This is a genomic window from Enterococcus crotali, from assembly GCF_000633635.1.
Classification (GTDB): domain Bacteria; phylum Bacillota; class Bacilli; order Lactobacillales; family Enterococcaceae; genus Enterococcus_L; species Enterococcus_L crotali.
This window is the reverse complement of sequence record NZ_AYPQ01000003.1, coordinates 383,584-408,622: the sequence shown is the minus strand read 5'-3', so window position 1 is coordinate 408,622 and position 25,039 is coordinate 383,584. Positions and strand designations below refer to the sequence as shown.

Here is a 25,039-nt window from a genome sequence, read left to right as displayed (position 1 = left end):
TTTACTGTGATCCCAAAGATCATTCGTCAAAGAAGTTATACTTAGATCCTTTTATGGATATGTATAATAGTGAAATTCTTTCTTATCGTATCTCAGAAAAACCAAATGCACTGGCAATAATGGAAGGATTAGAAGAAGCAATCAGGCTGACGAATGATTGTCCTTATCGTCGCACCTTTCACTCAGATCAAGGTTGGGCGTATCAAATGAAAGCTTATAGCTATAGACTGAAGAAACAGAACATTTTCCAAAGTATGTCTCGAAAAGGCAATTGTCTTGATAACTCAATCATGGAGAACTTCTTTAGTCTTTTAAAACAAGAAATTTATCACGGGAAAACCTATTCTAGTTTTAAAGAACTAAAAACGGCAATCGATAACTATATCTATTATTACAACAATGAACGAATGAAAAAGAAGCTGAACTGGAAAAGTCCTGTACAGTTTCGAATAGCCAAAAGTAAAGCAGCCTAATAACGAATAAAAAAACGGAGTAGATTTCTCTACTCCGAAAAAAGTCTAACTTTTTGGGGTCACTACAGCTTTCTAACTCCTTTTTTGAGCAACACTATTGAACACGGAATAATCTTGTCAGATCAACGTTCATAAAATAATCACTTGCCTATACTCTATTGAACATAAAAAAGAGAGAGGACTATTGTCCCACTCTCCTCAATTTATAACAACTTTATACGAATTATTTTGGCTCTATAATAAATGGGACTGATGAAAGTAGAAATACTTTTCTCAGTCCCATGTTCATTTTTAGATAAAAAAACATATCGTTCTCTGATAAGATTAAGTTACGACACCAAATCTAACGGAAGGAACGATATGCTATGCTTAATACTATCAAAAAAATGCTCCGAATCATAGATAAAAATCTCACGATTTTAGCTGTTTTAGAACAAAAAATAAAAGGCAGACAAACATTGGTCATTAAAGCCAAACTAGTTCCTTGCTTTTCTCATTGTAACTGTACAAAGGATCCCTTTACTGAAAAACAAGCAGTAAATAAAAATGGAACCAAAATCAGTAGGGTTCGGTTTGATTCATTTAACCAATTACCTCTCGTTATGGAACTGGCGAAACAACGCTATTTCTGTCGCGCTTGTATGCGTCATTGGACAGCTCAATCCTATTTTGTGTCTCCTCATTGTTTTATCGCCAAGCACGTACATACCAAAATTCTAGCTTTATTAAAGGAAAAAATTTCTCTTAGATTAATTGCTTCTCTGTGTCATGTCTCCATTACAACAGTCATTCGTATTCTTAAAAGTACAGAAGTTTATCTACCTACACGAAAACCAACCTATCTCCCCTCTGTGCTGATGGTAGATGAATTTCGCTCCCATACATCACTTGAAGACAAAATGAGTTTCATTTGTGCCAACGGAGAAACCGGACAGTTGGTGGATATTCTTCCTTCTAGAAAAGTGAACCACTTGGTTTATTCCTTTCAGAAATGTCCAAATCGAGACAATATACAATTTTTAGTAACCGATACGAATGCTGCTTATTTTCAATTGATTCCACGTGTATTCTCTCAAGCAAAGCTGGTCATTGATCGATTTCATATTGTTCAACACCTTAATCGCGCCTTTAATACCTTTCGCATCAAAGAGGTTGCCCGATTAAGGCAAGATAATAAGCATAATTTAGCCAATAAATTGAAAAGTAATTGGCGATTTTTATTGAAAGATCGTGCCAACATTAATCATTCAACTTACAAAACATGGCGCAGTTTTAAAGCACCTAAATTTCCTTATCTGACAGAAGCTATGATGATTGATCGACTCCTTGATTTTTCTCCAGCACTGCGTTTTACGTATCAAGTATTTCATGAATTAACAGAAACTTTCCGAAGGAAAGATCATGAACAATTCTTTGAACAATTACGCTCTCTTCCAGAGGAATTGGATGAGACCTTTCGTACAACTATTAGCCACTTACTCTCTTATGAAGAAGGGATTCGTAATGCCATGATTTACCCTTATTCTAATGGAAAGCTGGAAGCAATGAATACACATATAAAGACATTAAAGCGTGTCTCTTATGGTTTCAAATCCTTTCAAAATATGAAAACACGGATTTTTCTTATGAACGATTTGATAAAAATGACATAACAAAGAAGTTGGTTATCGAAAGTTTTTCGTTTTCAATAACCAACCTCCTTATTTCTACTCATCAGTCCGATTTGACAATGAGCCATTATTTTTACACACCATTATTATTAATATTGAATACCTAATCCTTTTACATCTATCCATCCCCGTATATCAGGACTATAGACATATGCTCCTTGTTCCTGGGTTAATCTGATATTTTTTCCAATATGATTATTTAAGTTGTCTACTTTTACATATCCTGATTTTCCCCAAGGTAAGCTGTCAACTGACTTTCCGTTACCTAGAACCTCAGCTCTTCTTTCTATTTCTATGATTTTCCATTTTGTATTCGTTGTTTTATTTTGATTAGGAGTAGCATCTACAGACTTTTGAAGTGCAGAGTTAAATGCTCTTTTGTCTATCCAGCCTAAATTCTCAACATAATAGTAAGAACCATTTTTAGCAGTTACTATGACTTTTCTCCCTACTTGATCTGTAGTGATTCCTAATTGTTTAACCCCCTGAAACCAAGGAAGTTGATCAATATGGTATCCTCCTTTTTCGATAATCCCCGTAGAATTAGTAGCTATAATTTCAGTGATTCCTTTTTTATCGATCCAACCTTTTAAATTTGGACTAAAAGCATAGTTCGCACTATCTTGAGTAATATTTATTACTTTTCCAGTATAATTAGTCGATGAAGCTATATTATTGTAGCCATTTCTGCCCCAAGGCAATGTATCAATTGTTTTATTTTGTATGTTTATCATTACTGTTTTAGATACTTCAGTCACTTCTAACGGCTTTTCAGTAATATAGCCTTTAAAATTGTACAGCGTTCTATTCCACGTATAATTATAGGAGCCAAGAGACATATATGGGGAACTACTTGAAACAACAAAAGTATCTTCCCACCAAGGATTCCAATAATGATAAAACGGTTTATAGGAAGTATTTCCTTTTGCTGCAGTATATCCCATCAATACGATAGCATGTCCTGCCACACTATCATCATCATAAGATTTAAGATTTGCCACAACAGGTCTTTTATTGTCTATCTCATTTTTTACACTCTCAAAAGAGAGAATATTGTTTTCAAATTTAATGTCTTTCTTAAATGTTTTATTTACATATGCTATAGAATCATACAAACTACCACTTGTAATCCAGTTACTATCTGCTTTTTGTTCATCTGTGGCATCTGGATATTCACCATCAATAATTTTTTTAGCAGACGTTATTTCTTTTCCAGCTTGATTATTGATAACTGCTGCATAAGCATAGTATTGACACCAGGGGTTTTCTCCTTGTGTTTCATACACTGTCCACGGTAAAACATTATTATCAAATTCAATTGAAGCTCTAGATTTTTTTAGATTAGGTGTTGCTAGTTTTTCTGTAACATCATGAATAATCATCTTAGAAGTATTTATTTTTTTTCAATAGAATTTCTACCATCCACTATGAATAGAGGCATTTGTTCTCCTTGATAATTGTAAAATAGATTTTGATTTGCTCCCTCTAAAAGTACCGCTTGATTCTCATCAGTCGAAAGTTTTTCACTAAGATCTTCTAACTTTTTCGCTAAAGCTTTTGAAAGAATAAATGTCTCTGGATTTTGATAATCAGATTGATTGATTTGTAGCATGTATTCAATATGTTTATCTTTACTACTTATTATAGGATAATTATATTTTATATTTTTGGGGTAGCTAATAGTAAAAGGTTGTCCTAGATAATAATCTGAAACCTGTTTATTTTCAAAATAAATCATATTTGCTAAATAATCTTCCCAATGATGAATAGCGTTCTCAGTTGCTTCTTTTGGGATTTCCGTTGATTGAACATATAGAGAGGCTGCTTCTGTTTTTATAGAAAAAATACTCAGTAGGAATGCAACTGACAATAATGTAATAACCCCTAATTTTTTTACCATCTTCATTTTTTCATCCCCTTCTATTTTGTGTAATTATATAAGGTTCTGTTGTAAAGTTATAAATAAGAAAAGTCAACACTTCTCATCTAGTCATTTTAAATTGTTATTCTCATAAACTGTTCAAGTTCATCGCATACTGAAAAATCAAGGGATTTTTGATACATCATGACAATTTAAGTTATGTCGTAGATAGAGCCTACGGTTACCATGATGATGTCTTACTTGAATTGTTTACCTTTTTACGCCAAATGAATGTCTAGAAGAATATTTTCAACAGAACCCTATTTATTAAATCCGTATAATGTAGAATCCCATTTGAAAGTAACATTAGCAGAAGGGTCTATTATGCCTTCGTTCAGTAACAGATAAATTTCATTTTCTGATCCACTATATATAGCCCCTTTGCCATGATTAATACTTTTATAAGTATAAGAAATCATTTCTGGTCGATTCGGGAACTTTATTTTTTGGTATCCAAAAATAATAACGGCTGTCTCTTGCTCAATCCAATAATCACCATTTGATGTTAAGTAGGCAATTACTGGACGCCCCTTAGAAAGTTCTTCTTTCAATTGAGCAATATCCAAAACGCCTTTCACAATTTTTGTTTTGTAGTTTTGGTTGAGTAAATATTTATTAGTTTGTTCTAAATTTGCACTAACAGATTTTAATTGTGCATCACTATAAGTTGGATAAACATATTTTAGCAATTGATTCGTCTGTCTATCAGTTGATTTTTCAACAAAATTTAATACTTCAATAACAGATTCAGGTGTAGATTGCATGGTGAACCTTTTTTTATATGGTTCAGTAAATTCCTGAATTGTTATTGTCTCTACTTCTGGTGGCTCCATAGCTGCATAAACGTTTACTTCAGTTAAGATAGCCGTTGTAACTAACAATAATGAGATAGATATAAAAACAGTTAATTTTCTTTTCATAAAAAAACTCCTTTTGTCTTTTTATTTGCCTAAAAACTTTTTTGTTTGTTATATATTACTTTCCGTTATTTTTACCAACAAAATAGCTTATGATTGGTGCAAAAATATAAAAGAGCAATGACGCATAACCACTTCGGTTATGCGTCACAAGGAATAGAAAAGTAATAAGAATAGTAATTACAATTAAAAATAATATCCCTTGAATTTTTTTATCCATAAGCATTAATTCCCATATTAGTAATATCAAGAACCTCTGTAAAGGTAATCCTTACACCTGCTTTGGAATGCCCTGCTTTTTCATGTTCACGCATTACTTTGTTAGCATCTGCAAACTGTTGGAAAGCATACGCTCCCATAGCTGCTATTATAGCTGCTAATCCTGCTGTTGCTGCTGTAGCAACTCCTAGAGCACCCGCAATAATAGCAGCCATACCTGATGCGCCTCCTGAAGCTCCTTCAGCGAACGAAAGTTGACCAAAAAGATTAGCCAATTTATTTATTCCTGCTTTATTGTATGCAAAGAAATTCATTCCTCCATTAATGACTTTAATTCCCGTAGAAGGTTGAGCATTTCTAAGTATTGGATTACCTGAAGTATATAAAGTTACAGTCATTCCATCGTATTGTTTTAATAAACGATTGACTTCAGCTTCTTTCTCTTCAAGAGTCATATTTTCCATTTTTTTTAATTGTTCATCTACAACTTTTTGTGTCTCATTTAAACTTTGTTTATAAGTTTCGTTAGCATAAACATAACTACTCGAAGTTGCTAATGGAATTAATCCCATGAATATTCCAGCAATAAGACATAGAAATTTTGATTTTTTAAACATTCAATGAACCTCCATATTTTTATTAAAGTAAGCGCTATACTTAATAAAAAAATAACATTATTCCAATTATTTGTAAATAGAAGTATTGATATTATGCTTATTTGCATAATATTTCTTAGTTTTAAAGTTGGATATCAGCTTATCTATAGAGTTAGTTTCCTTTCAAAATTTACTCTAAAAAACAACTAGTACTAGCTCCTGTCACTTTTTAATTTAAATGGCAAAATTTCTTTCGACTTATTTGGCACAATAGACGAATACCCTTCAGTTAATAGCCGTTCTTCTAATGGTTTACTAAACCCACTACTTTTAGGATAAGGAACAGCTATATAGACATACTGTGCGTATTGCAAGCGTTCCTCTGCCTGCTCTAGCAACTTAAAGGAAAATCTAGTTTTTAGTTCTACAATTATATTAGTGCTTCCTGAAATTCCGAGAACATCAGCATCTGAAATTTCAGGATACACATTTTCACAGCCTACTTCATTTAGCAGCCATTCTTTCACTGGTTCATACAGAACTTTCTCTTTCATTTTTCACCTCTCCTAAAAACCATCTTTTTTACCTAATTGAACAATGCTACTAATTTTGTTATATTAAATTAGTAGCAAAGAATACGGTAGTACGTTTTATTTGTTGCTTTTAGATCTGCTTTGTGAGCGCAAAGCAGGTTCTTTTTGATTTTCTAAATATTGTCTATCACATTTCATTTTCCAAGTATGATCACCTTTATATGTTCCCTGAAAAAACAGCAGAATTAAAATGCTACCAAAACTACCAACTACCATTCCTATTATAAAATTTATCAATATTTGTTCATCCTTTCTTCTTTCTTAAAACCGTCGTTTTTAATCCCCCCCCATATTCCCTACCCTTACGACTTGCTAATTTTACAAATCAAAACAAAAAAAGCCAACCTCTAAGAAGTTGACTTTCCCAAATTAATATCCAAATCTAATCTGCATCCCATTCGGATCTTGAATCACTACCTGCTCATTAACATTCGCATACTCAACAGATGCTTCATCCAGCTGTTCAACAAACAACTCAAACTCATCTTTAGACGGCAACTGGAATGTATACCATGCTAATCCTAACTGATTTTCACCAATCAAATCTACGTTACGGCCATTCCAAATATTCGTTCCAATATGATGATGATAACCACCCGCTGCAAAGAATTTAGCTTGTCTACCAAAATTAGACTTCAAAGCAAACCCAAGTTGCTCATAAAACTTCTCCGTCTCATCTAAATCTGCGACTTGTAAATGGACATGCCCAATTCTTGAGCCTGGCGCCATGCCTAACCACTGACCATCTGCTTCTCCGACTACAGCATCTCCATCTAGCTCTTCCGTCACACCAATGATTTCTCCATCTGCTCGAATATCCCATTCAGTCATCGGTTTATCTCGATAGATTTCGATACCATTGCCTTCTGGATCGCTCAAATAGATTGCTTCGCTGTATCCATGATCAGCCGCACCGACCTCAACATTGTTTTGTAGTAGCCATAATAAGCTATTGCCTAGATCTTTGCGAGAAGGTAAGAGAAAAGCCGTATGATACAATCCAGTCGTTTTATCTTTCACTACAGGATCAACAAGTTCTTCCAGAACGATGATTGCCTCAGAAGATTCTTGTGCACCTAAAAAAGCTGTGTTTTGTTCTTTTTTCAGTAAAACAAGTCCAATCATCTGCGTATAAAATTCCGTCATAACATCGAGATTTTTTACTTTCAATTTTACTTGTTTTACAATCGTTTCTTTAGGTAATGTGTACATGCTTCTCTCCTCCATTTGCTCGCTATTAGTTAAATTCTAAGAAACGTGCGCTATCTTCCATGTATTCTTTTTCGCCAGCTGGCGCTTCGATCGAACCGAAAACAAGTTGTGCTCTTAATTTCCATTGGCTAGGAATAGACCATTCTTTTGCTACAGCTTCATCGATGACTGGATTGTAATGTTGTAAATTTGCACCAATATTTTCTTGTGCTAAGGCAGTCCAAACATTGGCTTGAGTCAAACCACTTGCTTGTTCTGACCATACTGGGAAGTTATCTGCGTATAGTTCAAATTGTTCTTGTAGGTTTTTAACGATATCCATATCTTCAAAGAAAAGTAATGTACCGTATCCAGCTGCAAAGCTTTGTAATTTTGCTTGTGTATTTGGGAAAGCTTCTGCAGGTGTTAAAGGTTTCAAAGCTTCTTCTGTGATTGACCATAATTTTTTGTGTGCATCTCCGAATAAGAAAACCACGCGTTGTGTTTGTGAGTTAAAAGATGAAGGACTTTCTCTAACGATTTCTTTCACCAAAGCTGTGATTTCTTCTTGTGATTGTGGTAGGTTATCTCCTAAAGCGTAGATTGAACGGCGTTTTTTTAATGCTTGGATAAATTCTGTCATGTGTATTGCTCCTTTTCGATTTCAATTAGTTTTTAGATTACTTGCATAGTATATCGCCTTACTAAAAGTAAGTAAAGAATTTTGACTTACTTTTTATAAGTTTTTTTCAAAATAAAAGAAAAAAGTCTAAAACAAGGGATTTCTTGCCTCAAACTTTTTCTTCATTATCTAAAAATCAGTAGTGTAATCAAAGTAATAATTGCTGGAATCCCTTGTTTTATCAAAATCGATTTGGAGGATGTCAGCCCGCCATATACTGCCGCAACAACCACACAAATGATGAAGAACGTTACCACGCTCCAACTATTAACGGCAAAAAATGCGCCCCATAAAATTCCAGTAGCTAAAAAGCCGTTGTATAGTCCTTGATTTTTGAATAACGTTTGGACTCTTGGATCATCCAAAAATGCTTTATCCAATCCAAAGCTACGTTGTGCTGCAGGAGATGTCGTTTGAAACATTTCTAAATATAAAATGTAATAATGTTCAAGCGCTACGATCACAGCTAATACTAACGGAATAATATGCATGAGCTTCTCCTCCTATTTCCAAGTTGTGATATCAGTTGCAGGTAAGCGATAAGAATGATAGCCTTCTTCGTTAGCTTTACCAATTGAAACGATCATAACTGGATAATAACGCTCTTTATCCATGCCTAGTGCTTCAGCGATTTGTTCACGCTCAAAGCCACCGATTGGATTTGTATCATAGCCATACGCTCTGGCAACTAGCATCAGGTTCATCGCAGCTAGGGCGCCATCGATCGTTGCCATTTCTTTTTTGTCCTCTGTTGACATTTGTTCAAATAACGGACTCAATACTTCTAATTGACGCTCTTTGACTTCTTGCGGCATTAGATTTTGTTCAACAGCTGTACCGTAAATTTTTTCAGCATGTTCAAAGCTATTTAAATCACCGAAAATTACGATCATCGCAGCTGATGTGTCATTTTGTAATTTATTAAAACGAACAAGAGGAGCTAAGGTTGCTTTGCCTGCCTCACTTTCAACAACCGTAAAACGCCATGGTTGCATGTTTACTGAAGACGGTGCTTTCACTGTATCATTGATGATTTGCTCCATTTCCTCATGACTGATTTTAACTGCAGGATCGTAGTTACGAACTGATCTCCTACCTTTCATGATCGTCTCAAAATTATTTTCTCTATATGTGTTTTCCATAATATCCCTCATTTCCTTCTTTAGTTCGATTATTTTCGAACATTAAAAATATAGCACTCTCTCAGCAATATGTAAAGTAGAAAGTTTGTGTTATAATCGGTTTATGAAAAATAAAATGACTAACAACAATGATCCTGTTCTTCAAGCACTGCAAGCCGTTAGTGATCCGATCCGTTTGAATATCGTTACTTGTTTGCTGATCGACGGTGAGAAAAGGATAACGTCAGAAAAATACAATATTGTAAAATCTACCTTATCTCACCATATAAAACTCCTTAAAGATGCTCAATTGATTCAAGAAATCAAGACAGGGACCACTAAGACCTATGTTTTAAATCAAGACTACATCCAGCAAGAATTACCTGGACTATTAGAATTGGTCCGCTTCAGGGCAGGAAAAGCAAACAAATAAGCCATCATCAACAGATTATTTTGTCGATGATGGTTTATTTGTTTCGGATTAAACTTTTTTCGTAAGACCTAATGCTGCTCTTGCTTCATCAGGCGTAGCAACTTCTTTCCCTAATTCAGCGATCAACGTTTTTGCCCGCTCTACAAACTCAACATTTGATTTCGCTAACTGGCCTTTAAATAGATAACTATTATCTTCCATGCCGACCCGAACATGTCCACCAAGCGCTAATGTTGTCATTAGAATCGGTGTGCTTTCTTTACCGATACCAAAAGCGCTCCATGTAGCATTTTCCGGCAGTAAACTTTTTAGATAGACTAGATTTTCGACTGTTGCCGCAATCCCACCAGGTGCTCCTAATACAAATTGAAAATGAAGCGGTTCTGTAAGAATCCCTTTTTTGGCATAATATAGTGCATTGTACAGCATACCAGGATCAAATACTTCAATTTCTGGTTTAACATTGACTTCCTGCATTTTTTTCCCTAGTTTTTCTAAAAATAGTGGATTGTTTTCAAATACAGTCGTATGCTGCCAATTCATCGTCCCGCAATCATAGCTTGCGATTTCAGGTAATAATTCAACAAATGGTTTCATTCGTTCATCATCATTAAATCCTGTACCGCCAGAAGTCGTGATGTTGATAACAATATCACATTTTGCTCTGATCAAATCGACTGTTTCTTTGAATTTCTCAAAATCCATCGTAGGGTTACCCTCGTCATCTCTGACATGAATATGAGCAATTGCTGCTCCTGCTTGGTAACATTTATAGACTTCTTCTGCAATTTCCATAGGAGTCAATGGGACATTAGGGTTATGTTCTTTTGTTGTATAGCCGCCTGTAGTAGCAACTGTAATGATTACTTTATTTTTCAATTTTATCAAAGCCTTTCTATTCCTCAATCATTGCGACAGCTCTAATCCAGCCTGCGCTTGCTGCTTTTAATTTTACAGGGAAACAACTGAATTTAAATCCTGTTGCTGGTACTTGATCTAGATTTGCCAGTTTTTCTATATGGCAATATGCTTTTTCAATACCAGCAAAATGCCCTTCCCAAATAATACTTTTATCGCCTGTTTCATCAAATTCTTTCCCAACGATTTTCAGTGGTCGATCCCAACTCCAAGCATCGGTTCCCATCACATGAATCCCTTGATCGATCAGCCACAAAGTAACCTCACGACCCATGCCACACCCTGCTGAAAGATAATCGATCGTCCCCCATTTTTTTGACGCACCTGTATTGACTAAAACGATATCCCCAGGTTTCAATGTATAGTTTAAGCGTGCAAACTCTTTTTCAAAATCTTCGATCGTAGCGGCAGATCCATCAGGTTTGTCCGTAAAATCAACTACTACACCATCGCCATAACACCATTCTAAAGGAACTTCGTCAATTGTCCAAGCTCTTTGGCCATTATTCATTGTTGGGTGATAATGATACGGTGCATCTAAATGCGTTCCCGCATGCGTAGTCAAAGAAACATCTTCTAATGCCCAAGCTAACCCTTCTGGAAGATCTTCTGTTGTTGCGGTTCCGAAAAAGCTCAGCATATAATCGATGCTGTCCTTATGATCCTTGTATTTGATCTCAGGGATCATCCCCACTGGATCAGATGGCAAATCACTTTCAATAGTTGTACTTAAATCGATAAATTTCATGTTGTTTCCTCCTTATTTTAAAAGCGTAATGACTAGCTCGTGCGCCCAAAGATACTTCCTTTTACTAAAATAAAACAGCTAAAATAAATGCTGCGATAAACGCGATAAAACTTCCTACTACTACAGAAATAAATAAATTTTTATAGGTTTCTTTATGTGTCAAACCGGTCAGAGCATACATTGACAACAGCGCACCGCATTGCGGTAAACAAGTCAATACGCCTGAAGCAATGGCAGACATCCGGTGAATAATTGCAGGATCAATCCCCATGTCCACATAAGGCTGAACAAAATTATTCATCACAATACCTAAAGCACCCGAAGAGGAACCTGTTACACCAGCCATTGCACCAGTTAAAATCGATAAACTAAGCAAAGGATTCCCTGGAATACTTTGAATACCTGCTAAAATCGTTTGAAAGCCTGCTGCCGAAGCGACTACAGATCCAAAACCAACTGCTGACGCTGAAAAAATCGTTGGTGAAACTGCGCCCGTAGCACCTAAATTCAACACTTGCTTATGACTGTCTATATATTTATGAAAGGCAAGACCAGAAACAATGATCGATACTGTCAAAGCCGGTATAATGATATTTCCGATTTTAAGGAAGCTTCCAACAAAAATGATGATGATCAATGTGACTAAAGGAAGCAAACTTAAAAATAAACTTGGACTATTTTTCTGTTCTTTTTGATCTTCTTTTTTTGAATATTTTGGATCGAATGTTTCACCATTATTCAAGGCCGTTTTCAGTTCTCTTTTCATACACCATAAACCCCAGATCGTTACAACGATCGATGCTACAATTCCTAACATTGGTGCCGCCGTTAGTGTTGTCCCTAATGTCATTGTAGGAATAACATTTTGAATAGCCGGGGTTCCTGGCATCATGGTCATCGTGACAGTCGCAACGCCAAGAAAATATGGAGTGATGATCAAGCGCCAAGGAATATTTAGTTTTTCAAACAAGTTTCTAGCTAAAGGAACGACTGCAAAAAGCACCACAAACAGGCTCACACCACCGTATGTCAATAATAAGCTCATTAGAAAAATAGCTACTAATACAGAATACGGTTTTTCAGTTCCTGTTAATTTTAGAATACCATTTGCGATGGAGTTTGCGGCACCACTTTCTTCAATGTATTTTGCCAAAACTGATCCCAGCAGGAAAATAATAAAGAAAGAGGCAACAAATCCAGATAAGCCGCCCATATAAGAATTGGGTCCTTTTAACAGACTATCCAAAATCGGCATCTGGTTCGTCAACATTACAAGCAACGCGCACAAAGGGGAAATCACTAAAATATTCACACCTTTGAGTGACAGATAAATGATCAATCCAGTAGCAAATATAACTCCAACAATTGCCAAAATGTCCATTATCTAGACTCCCTTCTTTCAACAATCATCGACACACCCATACCGCCGCCAACACACAGTGTTGCCAAGCCCATTTTTGATTGTGTCTCCTCTAATCCATACAATAAAGTCGTTAAAATTCTGGCTCCTGAAGCGCCGATTGGATGGCCTAAAGCGATCGCACCGCCGTGAATATTCGTTTTTTCTAAATCTAAATTTAGTTCTTTTGCAACAGTCAACGATTGTGCAGCAAATGCTTCATTTGACTCAACTAAATCAATTGCTTCAATTGTCAGTCCTGTTTTTTGTAGTACTTTTTTTGTTGAAACTACAGGTCCATAGCCCATGATTGTTGGATCTACCCCTTCAAACGCATAGCCTTTGATTGTTGCCATGTAGGAAATACCAAGTAATTCTGCTTTTTCTTTACTCATTAAGAGCATCATCGCAGCACCGTCATTAATGCCTGATGCATTGCCTGCTGTAACCGTTCCTTGTTCTTTGAAGGCTGATTTTAATTGACCTAACTTTTCAATAGATAACCCAGCTCGAGGTCCTTCATCTGCCATCATGATCAAAGGGTCCTGTTTTTTTCTAGGGATCGTTATCGGAACGATCTGTTCGTCAAAGGCATGTTCCTCAATTGCTTTTAAGGCTTTTTCCTGACTACTTAACGCAAACGCATCTTGTTCTGCTCGTGTAATGTTAAATTGCACCGCCAAATTCTCAGCGGTGATGCCCATATGAATCCCAGAAAAAGCATCCGTCAACCCATCGGATAAAATCGTATCCGTTAACTGACCATGACCCATTCGTAACCCCCAACGGCTATCAGATGAAACATAGCCTGCCTGACTCATGCTTTCACTACCGCCCACTAACACAACTTCCCGATCTCCTGACAAAATTGCTTGGGCGCCATTGATCACAGCTTTTAGCCCCGAACCACACACATTACCCACAGTCGATGCAGGAACAGTGAAAGGAATACCCGCATTTACAGCAATTTGACGAGCAACATTTTGACCTTTACCCGCTGATAAAACATTACCGATAATCACTTCTTCAATCAATTCTTTGGCAATACCTGCTTTTTCAAGGACTCCTTCCACTGCCTTGACACCTAAATCAACAGCTGAAAATTGTGCAAGTGAACCGCCGAAGCTCCCAATTGGGGTCCTCATTGCGGATACGATCACGACTTCTTTCATAAAACAACTCCCTCTCCTTTTTCCTCAAGCAATGACGTGCTGATAGCAAAATCAGCCTCTGTTTTTGCTTTGATCTCCTTTAAAGTACTTCCGTCGCAAAGTTCGATCAAGGTTAATTGTCCCTCGATAAATTCAAAAACGGCTAGCTCTGTAACGATCATCGATACCACACCACTTGCTGTCAGTGGCAATAAACATTCTTTTAGGATTTTCGCCTCATTCTTCTTCGTTGTATGCTCCATTGCAATAATCACTTTTTTAGCGCCTGCAACAAGGTCCATTGCACCACCCATTCCTGGAATTAACTTTCCTGGAATCATCCAATTGGCTAAATTCCCTTTTTGATCTACTTGTAGTCCGCCTAAAACGGTGATATCGATATGTCCACCTCGAATCAGTGAAAATGATGTTAAACTATCAATAAACGCGCCGCCTTTGATAATTCCTGCTGGCGCCCCACCAGCATTGACTAAGGTTGATGTTTCTTGATTTTCAGAAGGCTTGTCGATACCCACCACGCCATTTTCCGATTGCAGAAAAACGGTGATATCAGGATCAATATAATTTGAAACTAGTGTAGGCATCCCAATCCCTAAATTGACAACGTCGCCATCCTTTAATTCTTGTGCGACTCTTTGGGTAATTTTTTCTTTTAATGACAACTGTTTCTGCTGCATGACTACTGCTCCTTCACCAAAATTTTATCAATAACTACAAACGGTGTAACGATTGCTTCTGGGTCTAATTCACCAGCTTTTACGATTTCATCGACTTCTACAATCACAGTGTCAGCAGCAAGTGCCATGACAGGATTAAAATTACGGGCTGCTTGTTGGTAAACAAGATTGCCTAACTCGTCTGCCTTATGTGCTTTGATCAATGCTACATCTGCTTTAAGCGGCATTTCTAAAAGATACTTTCGGCCATCGATCTCGATTATTTCTTTGCCCTCTTCAACAATCGTTCCAACGCCTGTTGGGGTTAAAAAACCACCTAAGCCAGAGCCACCAGCATGGATTTTTTCAGCCAGTGTTCCTTGAGGAATCAACTCTACAGCTATTTCTTCACTGATCATTTGTCGTCCTGTTTCTGCATTCATCCCGATATGAGAAGCAATAACTTTGTCAACTTTTCGATGCAATAATAAATGACCGACACCAAGGTTACTCTGATCTTCTCCAGCTAAAACCCCCGTATCATTTGCTATGATCGTTAAATTTTCAATATCCGTTTGAACAAGTTGATCGATAGCAGTCTCAGGAATCCCAACAGACATAAATCCTCCAATCATAATTGTGTCACCGGTATGAATATAATTTATCAATTCTTCTTTATTTATCCTTTTCATAACTACCTCCAACAACTTAAAATAAAACGGTTGCATTTCTTTCATAGCTCTATAATATCATTCTATCGATCTATGTCTAAGACTTTATTTTCATATCACCTATATGTTAAAGTTATAGGTATAAAATAGTTAGTAAAAAGAAACACTTTTTGGAGGGCATTTATTTTGGATATTAAACAATTGAAATACTTCGTTACGATCGTTGATTCAGATAATAATTTATCTGCTGCCGCAAAGAAAATCCATCTGTCCCAACCAGCATTGAGTAAAATGATCAAGACGTTTGAAGAAGAAGAAAACGTAGAATTATTCGTCCGCAATCAAGGGAAGCTATCCTCATTAACGACCGTTGGCGAAATGTTTTATGAACAGGCCCTTGAAGTTATTACCACGTATGAAGAAATGATGAAGCAATTGGAAGAGAAAAATCGCTTTTTGAAAGGCACTATCACGATTGGGATTCCTCCATTGATTCTTTCATTAGTTTTTGCTAATTTTTTATCTAAATTTATTCTTGAGCACCCAGAGATTAAAATCAATATTATTGAAGAAGGAGCTTATGAATTGAAAAAGATGCTGTTGGTGAATGAAATTGATTTAGCGATCTTGCTGCAGCCGACCGAACTAACAAATATTGAAGAACATACTTTAGTCGAAGACGAATTATATGCATTCATGAGTATCAACAACAAGTACGCTGAACAGGAATTTATTTCTTGGGAGGAACTAGCCAAAGAGCCGTTGGCATTATTTAATGATACGTTTATGATTCATCATCTGGTTATGAGCTATTTTGAAAAATTAAATTTAAAACCAGCAGTCAAAATTCAATCTGGGGCCTGGGATCTATTGTTAAAAACAACATTTGATACACCATTTTTGACCATTTTACCTGCTCCAGTTAAGGATTTTATCCAAGAAAGAGATTATAGGGCAGTCCGAATGCATCATCCGTTGTCGTGGAAAGTAACGGTTTGTAGACAGAAGAAAAAAAATTATTTGAATGTGGAAAAATTTGTTTTAAGTAGTATTTTAGACTATTTTTCAAAAGTGTAAACATTAAAAAAGGGACTTAGACGTAACTCCTTGAGTTATGTCTAAGTCCCTTTGAATCCAAATGAATAGTTGAAAAAGCAGCCTAATCGGCCATTTTCACAACGATTTTCCCAACTGCATGATGCGTTTCACTCAAGGCATGCGCATCATAAACACCTTGTCTAGAAAATGGGAAAACTTCACCAACAACTGAGATCACTTTGCCAGAAGCCATTAAATCTGCAATTTCTTGTAATTGTTTTCCATTTGTTTGAAGCCAGATGCTTTCAGCTGTAATATTTTTTTCTTTAGCCAACGCTTCGTCCGCAATCCCAACGATTGAAATTAAACGGCCTGTATTTGGTTTTAGCACAGAGAAACTTGCTTTTTGGACATCGCCACCCATCGTATCAAAGACTAGATCAATATCTGTTAACACGTCAGCAAAGTTTGTCGTATGATAATCGATCACTTCATCTGCCCCTAGCTTTTTAAGTAATTCATGATTTTTTTCGCTAGCAGTCGTAATGACATAAGCCCCAGCTTGTTTCGCTAATTGGATCGCATACGTTCCTACACCACCAGCTCCAGCATGGATCAAGACTTTTTCACCTTTTTGAAGTTTTCCATGATCAAAAAGTGCTTGTAACGCTGTTAATCCAGCTAAAGGAACAGCCGCTGCTTCTTCAAAGCTGATGTTGTCTGGAATTTTCGCTAATAAGTTATCATCAACGATCGTTTCTTCTGCATACGTTCCAAAACGTGTTGTTTCCGGACGAGCGAAAACTTTATCGCCAACTTTCCAGTCAGTCACGGCACTACCGACTTCTGTGATAACACCAGCGACATCCCACCCTAAAATAATTGGGAACGGCCAGTCAAACATTTGTTTTAAATAGCCTTCTCTTAATTTCCAGTCGATCGGATTGATCGATGTTGCATGCTCTTTGACAAGTACTTGATGTTCTTTCAATTCAGGTAAGGTCACGTCTTGTTCGGTTAATTCTTCTTTACTGCCATATTGATTGATGACTACTGCTTTCATAGTTATGATTCCTCCATTTTTCAACTAAATGTGCATTTAGTATACTCCTTATCGTTTATTTAGGTAAAAAATATGCTTACAAAAATAAGAACAAAGCAATAAATGCTTTGTTCTCATCGTTTAACGTTTATTCATAACGTAATGACTCAATTGGATCTAATTTCGCTGCTCTTCTAGCTGGCAATGTTCCTGCAAGGAATGCGATTCCCATGATGACTAGAATGATCACTGCAGATGAAGAGGCTGAAAATTGGATCAAGGTAAAGCCGGTTAATGATTTCAAGAATGAGTCAGCTGCAATTTGATTGATCAACGCACCTGCACCAACTGCCCCTAAAATACCTAAAAGGGAACCTAAAAATCCGATCAACGCTGCTTCCACACTGAAAATCGTGAAGACTTTGCCGCTGCTAAGTCCCATCGCTTTCATCAAGCCAATTTCTCTCGTACGTTCTTGGACTGACATATACAATGTGTTGATGATCCCAAAACTTGCAGCTAATAACGCAATGGCACCAAACATTGTTAAAACACCTGTGATCGCATTGATCACGTTTCTGATCATGCCGATTTGGTCTTCAACGGTTTGTCCCGCATAACCTGCTTTATCTAAACGTTCTTTTACATCAGCGATTTCTGCTTTTGTTACATCTTTACTCATTTCACCCATGATCAAACCGTATTGTCCAGTCATCGTTTCTGGTAATCCTTCTTCGTTGATTTTTGAGATTTCATCAACAAGTGAACGGTTCAAAAGAGACATTCCGCCTTGGATCAAGCTCGTATTACGTACACCAACAATAGTCGCTTCAACTACTTTTTCTTCTCCAGTAGCAGTAGAAGGTGCCGCAATTTTAACTGTTTTACCAATGGCTTCTTCGCTTGATTTGTAACCTAAAGCTTTTACATACTCTGGTGCTAAATTGATTTGAAACTCTGAACTATTTTGATCTGCTGCCTTCCCTGCTTCAAGATCGACACTTAATTCCTCTAGAATCGGCATTGCAGAAAAGACATATTTTTCGTTATTCTTTCCCGAAATATAACTTATCGCAACAGATTGCATTGCTTCTGCATTTTCGATTCCTTTGATCGCTTTGATTTTATCAAGATCTTTGCTATCTAATGCTTCTTGTTGCTGCATCGAGCTTGTTTTTTTGTCTTCATCATATTTTTGTGGCTCGCCATCTTCACTTGGTCCACCAGTCATTTTAGGTTGGATCATGATTTGATTTTCTCCACCAACACTGCCAACTTGTTTATCAATATAATCATTGACCCCAATATTAACACCTGTTGTCAGCGAAATGGTAAAGGCTCCTATAAAAATGGCTACGATCGTTAATATCGTCCGCCCTTTATTGCGCATTAAATTTGAACTAGCTGATTTTAAAATATCACTAAATTTCATCTACTCGTCCCCTCCTACAATTAATCCGTCACGCACATGGATTTGACGATCACAACGTGCGGCAAGTTCTGGATCATGAGTGACGATGATCAGTGTGATCCCTTTTTCTTTATTTAAATCAAATAATAGCTGCTCGATTTTATCCCCTGTGGTTGAATCTAGATTTCCTGTTGGTTCATCTGCAAAAATGATTTTAGGATTATTGACCAACGCTCGCGCAATACACACTCGTTGCTTTTGACCACCAGATAGATTGTTGGCTTTGTTATTGATTTTATCGTCTAATTCAACCGCTTTTAGCGCTTCAAGTGCCATTTCTTTGCGTTTACCATTTGAAATACCACCGATTTTTAGTGGTAACATGACATTATTTAGTACTGTATCTTTCGAATTCATGAAAAATTGCTGAAACACAAATCCAAACTGTTTGTTTCTTGTCTTGTCTAATTCTTTTTTACCAATACTCGTTACATCTTGGTTATTCAGTAAAATTTCACCAGATGTCGGTTTATCTAGTAATGCTAAAATATGCATAAAGGTCGATTTACCTGATCCACTTTTTCCGATGATCGCAACCGATTCACCTTCTTCTATTTTTAAATCCACGCCTTTTAATGCATCAAATTTTGATTCATTACGGCCGTAGCTTTTCTTTATGTTTCTTGCTTCAATTACAGACATGCTTTCCCCTCCATTAATTCTATCACTTTGTTACACATTCCATTGTTATTTTACAAACCTAATTTTTCTTTTTCATTTACTCCTTCCTGCTTCTTTCTCTTACTATTTTGCGGTAATTCAACGAACTTGTCATGGTACCTAAGACCTATATTTTACGGACTTAAGATGGATAAAAAACAACACCCATCAGCTGTTAGCGCTAACAAGTGTTGTTTTATATTACTTTTTATAACAAAAATAAATTGAACTATTTCTCAGATTCTTTCATCAGTACTAATATATCTAATGTACGCTTCACTGATTTTTCTAAGTTTGTTTTGGCTTCGCTCATCGCTTCATCCAATGTTGTTATATGATCAATGATGGGGATGACCACTGAAACGCCTTCTTCACTGAATCGTCTTTGGTCCCCCTTAAAACTACCTACGAATGCGATCACTGGTACATTATATTTTTGGGCAATCCGGCCAATTCCAATCGGGACTTTTCCTTGAAGGCTTTGATCATCCATCTGCCCTTCGCCAGTAATGACTAAATCAGCGTGTTTGATTGCATTTTCTAAATCTACTTGTGCTGAAATAAACTCAAACCCGGAGTGCACGGTTCCTTTTAGAAACACTCTGATAGCAAAGCCCAATCCCCCAGCTGCACCATCTCCTACAAAAGAATTTAAGGTTCCGCTCACTACTTCTTGATAGTTCTTCATGCCACATTCATATCTGTCTACTTCATTTTCTGTTAAACCTTTTTGGCGGCCAAACATGTAAACGGCCCCTGAATCACCTAATAATGGGCTCGTGACATCAGATGCAATCAAAAAAGTGATTTCTGCCAAACGTGGGTCCAAACATTCATCTGAAAAATGAGTGATTTTTTCTAAGCTGCTTCCTTTAGCTGGCAATAGTTGTCCCGCTTGATCAAAAAATCTAAGCCCTAAAGCACTTAATAAACCAATTCCACCATCGACTGTCCCTGTTCCGCCCAATCCGATAACAATCGTTTTAGCCCCTTGATCCATGGCTGCCAAAATCAGCTCTCCTGTACCATAAGAAGACGTATTTGAAGGATGGGTCTTTTCCGTTCCGTCTAAATAGTGAATCCCTGAAGCTGAGGCGGATTCGATCACAGCTAATTTTTCTGAGTCAAACCAGCCAAAATCAACTGTGACTAGCTGTCCATCTAACGCTTTTACTTGTGCAGATATTTTCTGCCCGGCGCCATTTTTTACAACAGCTGTGACCGTTCCTTCACCACCATCTGCGATAGCTACTTCTTTCACTGCATGTCCTTGTTCCTTAAAGATCTTTGCAACAATTTGATTCGCTTCAATACTGGATAACGAGCCTTTCATAGAGTCAATAGCTGTGACAATATTCATTTTCTCCCCTCCGTCTATCTACATTGATACTCCTTATTTTACCACTCTTTGATCTTCAGCATGTGATTCACGCTATTTTTCCAACATGCGATACCCAATCCCGATTTCTGTTAAAATATACTCTGGTTCAACCGGATTATCCTCGATTTTCTTGCGAATATTTGACATATTGACTCGAAGTGTTTGGCTTTCATTACTGTACGGTCCCCAAACTTTTTGAGAAATGTAAGTATGTGTCAGTACTTTTCCAATATTTTCACCAAGAACTTGGATGATCTTATATTCGTTAGGTGTTAGATGGATCACTCGCCCTTGTTTACTGACGGTGTGATGTTCTATATCGATGCATAAATCCCCATTAGTGACTTTCTTCAGTTCCGTTTCAGGACTGGCATTATTTGTAGCGTGCCTTAAGGCTGTTCTAATTCTAGCAAGCAATTCAGGTGTGCCAAAGGGTTTTGTAATGTAATCATCTGCACCCAGATCCAGCGCTTCGACCTTATTATTTTCATGATCACGGGCTGAAATAATAATAATTGGTATCGAGGATGTTTCGCGGATTTTCTTCAAGACTTCGATCCCATCTTGGTCTGGCAAGCCTAAATCAAGTAAAATCAAATCCATCGTCCACATCCGAAATGTCGATAAGCCCTCTAACGCTGAATGCGCTAAGTGGATCGTATGCTTCTCTTTTTCTAAAACTGCCCCCATAAATTCAGCAATCACATCATCATCTTCAATAATCAAAATCGTCGCCATTTTCTCTACTCCTTTCGCTCCAGTGGTAAAGTGAATGTAAAACTCGCTCCTCCTTGAGGTCTATTCCCAGCAGTCAGCGTTCCGTCGTGTGCCATGATGATCGTTTTTACAATAGATAAACCAATTCCCATTCCGCTCTTAGAATCCACTGGCGTACTTTGTTTGGTCATCCCGCTAAACAACAGTTTGAGTTGCTCTGCGGTCAAACCCTTTCCTTGATCAGCTATTTCAAATGTGATTTCTTTTTCATTTAAAGAAACAGTCACAAAAATTGCAGAATCACTATTTGAATGTCTAATTGCATTTTCCATCAAGTTAAATAGCACTTGCTCGATTAAGATCGAGTCCATCGGTACTAGCACAAACTCCTCTGGTAAAGTTACATTGATTTCACTATCTGGATAACTTTTTCTGATGCGCTGAATAGCTGTAGAAACCACTTCTTCTGCGGCTTCTTTGCTTTTTGCAACCTTCATGGTCTCTTCATTGATACGAGTAATTGATAGTAAGTTTTCAACCATCCGAATTAGCCAATCTGCATCCTCTTTGATCCCTGTAAGGAGTTTACGCTTGGTTTCTTCTGGAAGTTTTGCAGTTTCACGATCATTTAGAATCGTTTCAACTGAACCAGAAATCCCAGTCAAAGGTGTACGCAAATCATGAGAAATTGCTCGTAATAAATTCCCACGCATCCGTTCTTTTTCACTTTCAAATAAAATTTGCTGACGCTCTGACGTTAATTTATTTTGTTCGATTGCCAGAGAAAGTTGAGTAGAAATCAATTCTAAAAAGCTGATGATTTCATCTGTGATTGGATTTTCTTTGCTTTTTTCGATTCCGATCACAGCTAATGTAACGCCATTTGATAACACAGGTAAATAAAGAGCTTTCGCTCCCATCAATGTATCTGTCCCATAGCCTGCTTCTTTTTGATTTACAAAAACCCAATTAGCAACAGCTAGCTCTTCTAGACTTCTTAATGGTCCTTTAATTGGCGCTCCCACGGGATTTTTCACTTCTTGTTCGCCATACAAAACTACTTCTCGATCCAACATATTTGATAAATATTCAGCGGTTGTCGACAAGATTTCTTTTTGATCATGGGTCACTAGGTACTTTTTATTCAGTTCATATAAGATTTCTAGCTGATGTTCACGTTTCATTGCATAAAAGGCTTGTTTTTTGATCTGCATCATCAAATTGCTGACCAATAATGCCACTAAAAGCATAAAGATCAGCGTCACTGGATAGCCTTGTTTGTACACCGTCAGTGAATAAAGCGGCTCTACAAAAAACCAATTGAACATCAATACACTGGCAATTGAGGCTAAAGCTGCCCATAAATATCCTGTGGTTACCCGGGCCACCAGCAAAACAAACAAAATATAAATCAAAATCAAATTTTGATCCCCAATATGATAATAGGAACCTAACTCAGATAGCAGTGTAGCGATGGCCAACAACCCTAAGGTCATATAAAAATCTTTCCATGTAAAAATACTTTTCAAATTCTTTTTCTTAGTAGTATAGTTGTTTAATAAATACTTAGATGATTGATAAGGAACTAAATGAATATCCACATCTGGAATAAAGGAAACAAGTTCGTCTTCTAAATCTGGTCGATACAGACGGATAAAACGCGAGCGCTTGATGACCTTGCCCATTACGAGATCTGTCACACCACGCATTTTTACATATTGAATGATCGTTTCTCGTTGATTGTCACTTTCTAAGGTGACCACTTCGCCACCAAGTTTTGTTGCTAATTTAGAATTATCAGACTCAGAATGCTCAGACATATCTTCCAAAATTTCTAAGGCGATCCATTCTGTACCTAGCGCTTGAGCCAGACGAGCGGTCCAACGCAAACATTTTTTTGTCATATCAGGATTTTTTTCATCGATGATCGTTAGTAATTTAGAATGGATACCTGTATTCTTTTGTGTTTCTTGCTGATTGGTTGTATTGATATGATCTGAGGCCTTGCGGATCGCTAACCCTCTTAGTAAAGTTAAATTATCGGATTTAAAAAAATTAGCCATCGCTTTTTTAGCATTTTCTGAATGATAAATTTTTCCTTGTTTTAACCGCTCCAATAATTCTTCGGTTTCAATATCTACGACTTTTAATGCACTCGTTTCAAAAAATGTATCTGGTACCGTTTCAGAAATATGGATGCCGGTGACTTGCTCCACTACGTCGTTTAGACTTTCAATATGTTGAACATTAACGGTTGTATAGACATCGATACCAGCCTTTAATAGTTCTTCAATATCTTGATATCTTTTTCTATTTCTAGCACCGATTGCATTTGTATGCGCTAGTTCGTCGACTAGAATAATTTCTGCTTGTGCTTTTAAGGCAGCGTCCACATCAAACTCATTGATCGTGATGCCTTTATATTCGTATGGTTTCGTTGGTAATGTAGGTAAACCAGCTACTAACGCTTCCGTTTCTGGGCGAGCATGGGGTTCTACATAGCCTACTAAAACGCTCTTGCCTTCTGCAAGTTGTTCGTGAGCTTCTTTTAACATGGCATATGTTTTCCCTACTCCTGCCGCATAACCGAAGAAAACCTTCAGTCGACCAGACCTCAGGCTTTGTTCGTTTTTCTTCCATTTTTCTAATAGGTGCTCTGGATCTAAGCGTTCATCTTCCACTTGTTATGCCATCCTTTATTCATAGATTAGAGCAGAAGTGTTTCACGCCAACATCTAAGACCTTCCATTCTAAGCGGTTTACCTCTTAGAATGGAATATGCTTGAAATGGAGTATCATTTACTTCTGATTTCTAACAGTTATTCAGACTTATCTAATAATCGATTGACTCCTAGTACGTTCACACGTTTTGAATCAACTAGTCCGATTTTAAGTCCAGTAGTATTTTGTTTGATTATAGCACGGACTTGCGTGTTTTTCATATTTCTGGCCACAGCGATGCGCTCCACTTGAGTCATTGCGGCTTCTAGCGAAATCTCAGGATCAACACCGCTGGCAGAAGCCGTGACCAGCTCAATAGGAACTTCTTTTGTCTCAGCATTTTGTACTCGTTCTTCTACACGAGCTTTTTGTTCCTTGGAAACGGGAGATAATTGGCTGACCTGAACAGGGCGTCCATGTAAATATTTTTCTTCTGTAAAAGACTGTCCAATCAATTTTGAACCTAGGATAACTGGGTTATCCGTTTTTTGTTCTTTGATCAAACTACCGTTAGCTTGAGTTGGAAATAAAACTTGTCCGACTGCTGTAACGGCTGCAGTGTATACCACTCCACAGAGTATGGTAAAGATCAAAATACTTTTTAATGAAGCAATCATTATTTTTTTCAT

At 37.0% G+C, this 25,039-nt stretch carries 26 protein-coding genes; 4 read left to right on the top strand and 22 right to left on the bottom strand.

The window, feature by feature from the left end; all coding sequences use genetic code 11:
* Positions 1–473, top strand: a 473-nt coding sequence (locus V192_RS0110275; protein WP_025871419.1) for an IS3 family transposase, incomplete at its 5' end; no start/stop codon positions are given.
* Positions 474–838: 365 nt separating this feature from the next.
* Positions 839–2,125, top strand: coding sequence for an ISL3 family transposase (locus V192_RS0110270; RefSeq protein WP_025871417.1), 1,287 nt, complete (start codon positions 839–841; stop codon positions 2,123–2,125).
* A 107-nt stretch (positions 2,126–2,232) separates the two neighbouring features.
* On the opposite strand, the gene V192_RS19905 is transcribed toward V192_RS0110270, so the two are convergent.
* The 9 genes from V192_RS19905 to V192_RS0110220 form a co-directional block, all read right to left on the bottom strand.
* Positions 2,233–3,525, bottom strand: a complete 1,293-nt coding sequence (locus tag V192_RS19905; RefSeq protein WP_239644642.1) for a C47 family peptidase — start codon at positions 3,523–3,525, stop codon at positions 2,233–2,235.
* Positions 3,526–3,536: 11 nt separating this feature from the next.
* The gene (locus V192_RS22180; RefSeq protein ID WP_239644641.1) at positions 3,537–4,049 is read right to left on the bottom strand and encodes a hypothetical protein; all 513 of its coding nucleotides are present in this window, start codon (positions 4,047–4,049) and stop codon (positions 3,537–3,539) included.
* Positions 4,050–4,324: 275 nt separating this feature from the next.
* The gene (locus V192_RS0110260; protein WP_025871415.1) at positions 4,325–4,984 is read right to left on the bottom strand and encodes a hypothetical protein; all 660 of its coding nucleotides are present in this window, start codon (positions 4,982–4,984) and stop codon (positions 4,325–4,327) included.
* Positions 4,985–5,193: 209 nt separating this feature from the next.
* The gene (locus tag V192_RS0110250) at positions 5,194–5,817 is read right to left on the bottom strand and encodes a hypothetical protein (protein WP_025871412.1); all 624 of its coding nucleotides are present in this window, start codon (positions 5,815–5,817) and stop codon (positions 5,194–5,196) included.
* A gap of 191 nt (positions 5,818–6,008) precedes the next feature.
* Positions 6,009–6,350: a hypothetical protein gene (locus V192_RS20910; protein WP_025871410.1), complete on the bottom strand. Its 342-nt coding sequence runs from the start codon at positions 6,348–6,350 to the stop codon at positions 6,009–6,011.
* 408 nt (positions 6,351–6,758) lie between these two features.
* Positions 6,759–7,601, bottom strand: a complete 843-nt coding sequence (locus tag V192_RS0110235; protein ID WP_025871408.1) for a VOC family protein — start codon at positions 7,599–7,601, stop codon at positions 6,759–6,761.
* Between the two features lie 25 nt (positions 7,602–7,626).
* Positions 7,627–8,223 carry a nitroreductase family protein gene (locus tag V192_RS0110230; RefSeq protein ID WP_025871407.1) on the bottom strand — a complete coding sequence of 199 codons (597 nt, stop codon included), beginning with the start codon at positions 8,221–8,223 and terminating at the stop codon, positions 7,627–7,629.
* Positions 8,224–8,387: 164 nt separating this feature from the next.
* Positions 8,388–8,753 (bottom strand): DUF1304 domain-containing protein, encoded by a 366-nt coding sequence (locus V192_RS0110225; RefSeq protein WP_025871406.1) that lies wholly within the window; start codon positions 8,751–8,753, stop codon positions 8,388–8,390.
* Positions 8,754–8,765: 12 nt separating this feature from the next.
* The gene (locus tag V192_RS0110220) at positions 8,766–9,404 is read right to left on the bottom strand and encodes a nitroreductase family protein (RefSeq protein WP_025871404.1); all 639 of its coding nucleotides are present in this window, start codon (positions 9,402–9,404) and stop codon (positions 8,766–8,768) included.
* A gap of 115 nt (positions 9,405–9,519) precedes the next feature.
* On the opposite strand from V192_RS0110220, the gene V192_RS0110215 reads away from it, so the two are divergent.
* On the top strand, positions 9,520–9,816 hold the full coding sequence (locus V192_RS0110215; protein WP_239644640.1) for an ArsR/SmtB family transcription factor: 297 nt from the start codon (positions 9,520–9,522) through the stop codon (positions 9,814–9,816).
* A gap of 48 nt (positions 9,817–9,864) precedes the next feature.
* Here the strand turns inward: V192_RS0110215 and V192_RS0110210 are convergent, their stop codons facing one another.
* The 6 genes from V192_RS0110210 to V192_RS0110185 all read right to left on the bottom strand — a co-directional run bounded on the left by V192_RS0110210 (position 9,865) and on the right by V192_RS0110185 (position 15,401).
* A complete protein-coding gene (locus tag V192_RS0110210) occupies positions 9,865–10,704 on the bottom strand; it encodes a beta-keto acid cleavage family enzyme (RefSeq protein ID WP_035011243.1) in 840 nt (279 codons plus the stop codon).
* Positions 10,705–10,711: 7 nt separating this feature from the next.
* Positions 10,712–11,482: a cyclase family protein gene (locus V192_RS0110205; RefSeq protein WP_025871398.1), complete on the bottom strand. Its 771-nt coding sequence runs from the start codon at positions 11,480–11,482 to the stop codon at positions 10,712–10,714.
* A gap of 64 nt (positions 11,483–11,546) precedes the next feature.
* Positions 11,547–12,863, bottom strand: coding sequence for a GntP family permease (locus tag V192_RS0110200; protein WP_025871397.1), 1,317 nt, complete (start codon positions 12,861–12,863; stop codon positions 11,547–11,549).
* Entirely contained in the window at positions 12,863–14,053 is a 1,191-nt protein-coding gene (locus tag V192_RS0110195; RefSeq protein ID WP_025871396.1) for an acetyl-CoA C-acetyltransferase, read from the bottom strand. Before V192_RS0110195 ends, V192_RS0110200 begins: the two co-directional genes overlap by 1 nt.
* The gene (locus tag V192_RS0110190; RefSeq protein WP_035011240.1) at positions 14,050–14,730 is read right to left on the bottom strand and encodes a 3-oxoacid CoA-transferase subunit B; all 681 of its coding nucleotides are present in this window, start codon (positions 14,728–14,730) and stop codon (positions 14,050–14,052) included. The genes V192_RS0110195 and V192_RS0110190 overlap by 4 nt, the downstream gene beginning before the upstream one ends.
* Before the next feature lie 2 nt (positions 14,731–14,732).
* Positions 14,733–15,401 carry a CoA transferase subunit A gene (locus tag V192_RS0110185; protein WP_025871394.1) on the bottom strand — a complete coding sequence of 223 codons (669 nt, stop codon included), beginning with the start codon at positions 15,399–15,401 and terminating at the stop codon, positions 14,733–14,735.
* 165 nt (positions 15,402–15,566) lie between these two features.
* On the opposite strand from V192_RS0110185, the gene V192_RS0110180 reads away from it, so the two are divergent.
* The gene (locus V192_RS0110180) at positions 15,567–16,457 is read left to right on the top strand and encodes a LysR family transcriptional regulator (protein WP_025871393.1); all 891 of its coding nucleotides are present in this window, start codon (positions 15,567–15,569) and stop codon (positions 16,455–16,457) included.
* A gap of 82 nt (positions 16,458–16,539) precedes the next feature.
* Here the strand turns inward: V192_RS0110180 and V192_RS0110175 are convergent, their stop codons facing one another.
* The 7 genes from V192_RS0110175 to V192_RS0110145 all read right to left on the bottom strand — a co-directional run bounded on the left by V192_RS0110175 (position 16,540) and on the right by V192_RS0110145 (position 25,039).
* Positions 16,540–17,481, bottom strand: a complete 942-nt coding sequence (locus V192_RS0110175) for an NADP-dependent oxidoreductase (protein WP_025871392.1) — start codon at positions 17,479–17,481, stop codon at positions 16,540–16,542.
* A 127-nt stretch (positions 17,482–17,608) separates the two neighbouring features.
* On the bottom strand, positions 17,609–18,892 hold the full coding sequence (locus V192_RS0110170) for an ABC transporter permease (RefSeq protein WP_025871390.1): 1,284 nt from the start codon (positions 18,890–18,892) through the stop codon (positions 17,609–17,611).
* Positions 18,893–19,573: an ABC transporter ATP-binding protein gene (locus V192_RS0110165; RefSeq protein WP_025871388.1), complete on the bottom strand. Its 681-nt coding sequence runs from the start codon at positions 19,571–19,573 to the stop codon at positions 18,893–18,895.
* A 247-nt stretch (positions 19,574–19,820) separates the two neighbouring features.
* The gene (locus V192_RS0110160; RefSeq protein ID WP_025871386.1) at positions 19,821–20,951 is read right to left on the bottom strand and encodes a glycerate kinase; all 1,131 of its coding nucleotides are present in this window, start codon (positions 20,949–20,951) and stop codon (positions 19,821–19,823) included.
* A gap of 72 nt (positions 20,952–21,023) precedes the next feature.
* Positions 21,024–21,710: a response regulator transcription factor gene (locus V192_RS0110155; protein WP_025871384.1), complete on the bottom strand. Its 687-nt coding sequence runs from the start codon at positions 21,708–21,710 to the stop codon at positions 21,024–21,026.
* Positions 21,711–21,715: 5 nt separating this feature from the next.
* Positions 21,716–24,370 carry a sensor histidine kinase gene (locus tag V192_RS0110150; protein WP_025871382.1) on the bottom strand — a complete coding sequence of 885 codons (2,655 nt, stop codon included), beginning with the start codon at positions 24,368–24,370 and terminating at the stop codon, positions 21,716–21,718.
* Positions 24,371–24,508: 138 nt separating this feature from the next.
* The gene (locus V192_RS0110145) at positions 24,509–25,039 is read right to left on the bottom strand and encodes a potassium-transporting ATPase subunit C (protein ID WP_025871380.1); all 531 of its coding nucleotides are present in this window, start codon (positions 25,037–25,039) and stop codon (positions 24,509–24,511) included.

Excerpts from the sequence above, each read along its gene's own strand:
- V192_RS0110195 (WP_025871396.1), bottom strand. The coding sequence starts at position 14,053 with ATGAAAGAAGTCGTGATCGTATCCGCAATGAGGACCCCAATTGGGAGC.
- V192_RS0110215 (WP_239644640.1), top strand. The coding sequence starts at position 9,520 with ATGACTAACAACAATGATCCTGTTCTTCAAGCACTGCAAGCCGTTAGT.
- V192_RS0110145 (WP_025871380.1), bottom strand. The coding sequence starts at position 25,039 with ATGAAAAAAATAATGATTGCTTCATTAAAAAGTATTTTGATCTTTACC.
- V192_RS0110175 (WP_025871392.1), bottom strand. The coding sequence starts at position 17,481 with ATGAAAGCAGTAGTCATCAATCAATATGGCAGTAAAGAAGAATTAACC.
- V192_RS0110205 (WP_025871398.1), bottom strand. The coding sequence starts at position 11,482 with ATGAAATTTATCGATTTAAGTACAACTATTGAAAGTGATTTGCCATCT.
- V192_RS0110235 (WP_025871408.1), bottom strand. The coding sequence starts at position 7,601 with ATGTACACATTACCTAAAGAAACGATTGTAAAACAAGTAAAATTGAAA.
- V192_RS0110170 (WP_025871390.1), bottom strand. The coding sequence starts at position 18,892 with ATGAAATTTAGTGATATTTTAAAATCAGCTAGTTCAAATTTAATGCGC.
- V192_RS0110200 (WP_025871397.1), bottom strand. The coding sequence starts at position 12,863 with ATGGACATTTTGGCAATTGTTGGAGTTATATTTGCTACTGGATTGATC.
- V192_RS0110250 (WP_025871412.1), bottom strand. The coding sequence starts at position 5,817 with ATGTTTAAAAAATCAAAATTTCTATGTCTTATTGCTGGAATATTCATG.
- V192_RS0110185 (WP_025871394.1), bottom strand. The coding sequence starts at position 15,401 with ATGAAAAGGATAAATAAAGAAGAATTGATAAATTATATTCATACCGGT.
- V192_RS0110220 (WP_025871404.1), bottom strand. The coding sequence starts at position 9,404 with ATGGAAAACACATATAGAGAAAATAATTTTGAGACGATCATGAAAGGT.
- V192_RS0110155 (WP_025871384.1), bottom strand. The coding sequence starts at position 21,710 with ATGGCGACGATTTTGATTATTGAAGATGATGATGTGATTGCTGAATTT.
- V192_RS0110160 (WP_025871386.1), bottom strand. The coding sequence starts at position 20,951 with ATGAATATTGTCACAGCTATTGACTCTATGAAAGGCTCGTTATCCAGT.
- V192_RS0110260 (WP_025871415.1), bottom strand. The coding sequence starts at position 4,984 with ATGAAAAGAAAATTAACTGTTTTTATATCTATCTCATTATTGTTAGTT.
- V192_RS0110190 (WP_035011240.1), bottom strand. The coding sequence starts at position 14,730 with ATGCAGCAGAAACAGTTGTCATTAAAAGAAAAAATTACCCAAAGAGTC.
- V192_RS0110165 (WP_025871388.1), bottom strand. The coding sequence starts at position 19,573 with ATGTCTGTAATTGAAGCAAGAAACATAAAGAAAAGCTACGGCCGTAAT.
- V192_RS20910 (WP_025871410.1), bottom strand. The coding sequence starts at position 6,350 with ATGAAAGAGAAAGTTCTGTATGAACCAGTGAAAGAATGGCTGCTAAAT.
- V192_RS0110230 (WP_025871407.1), bottom strand. The coding sequence starts at position 8,223 with ATGACAGAATTTATCCAAGCATTAAAAAAACGCCGTTCAATCTACGCT.
- V192_RS19905 (WP_239644642.1), bottom strand. The coding sequence starts at position 3,525 with ATGATTATTCATGATGTTACAGAAAAACTAGCAACACCTAATCTAAAA.
- V192_RS22180 (WP_239644641.1), bottom strand. The coding sequence starts at position 4,049 with ATGAAGATGGTAAAAAAATTAGGGGTTATTACATTATTGTCAGTTGCA.
- V192_RS0110225 (WP_025871406.1), bottom strand. The coding sequence starts at position 8,753 with ATGCATATTATTCCGTTAGTATTAGCTGTGATCGTAGCGCTTGAACAT.
- V192_RS0110270 (WP_025871417.1), top strand. The coding sequence starts at position 839 with ATGCTTAATACTATCAAAAAAATGCTCCGAATCATAGATAAAAATCTC.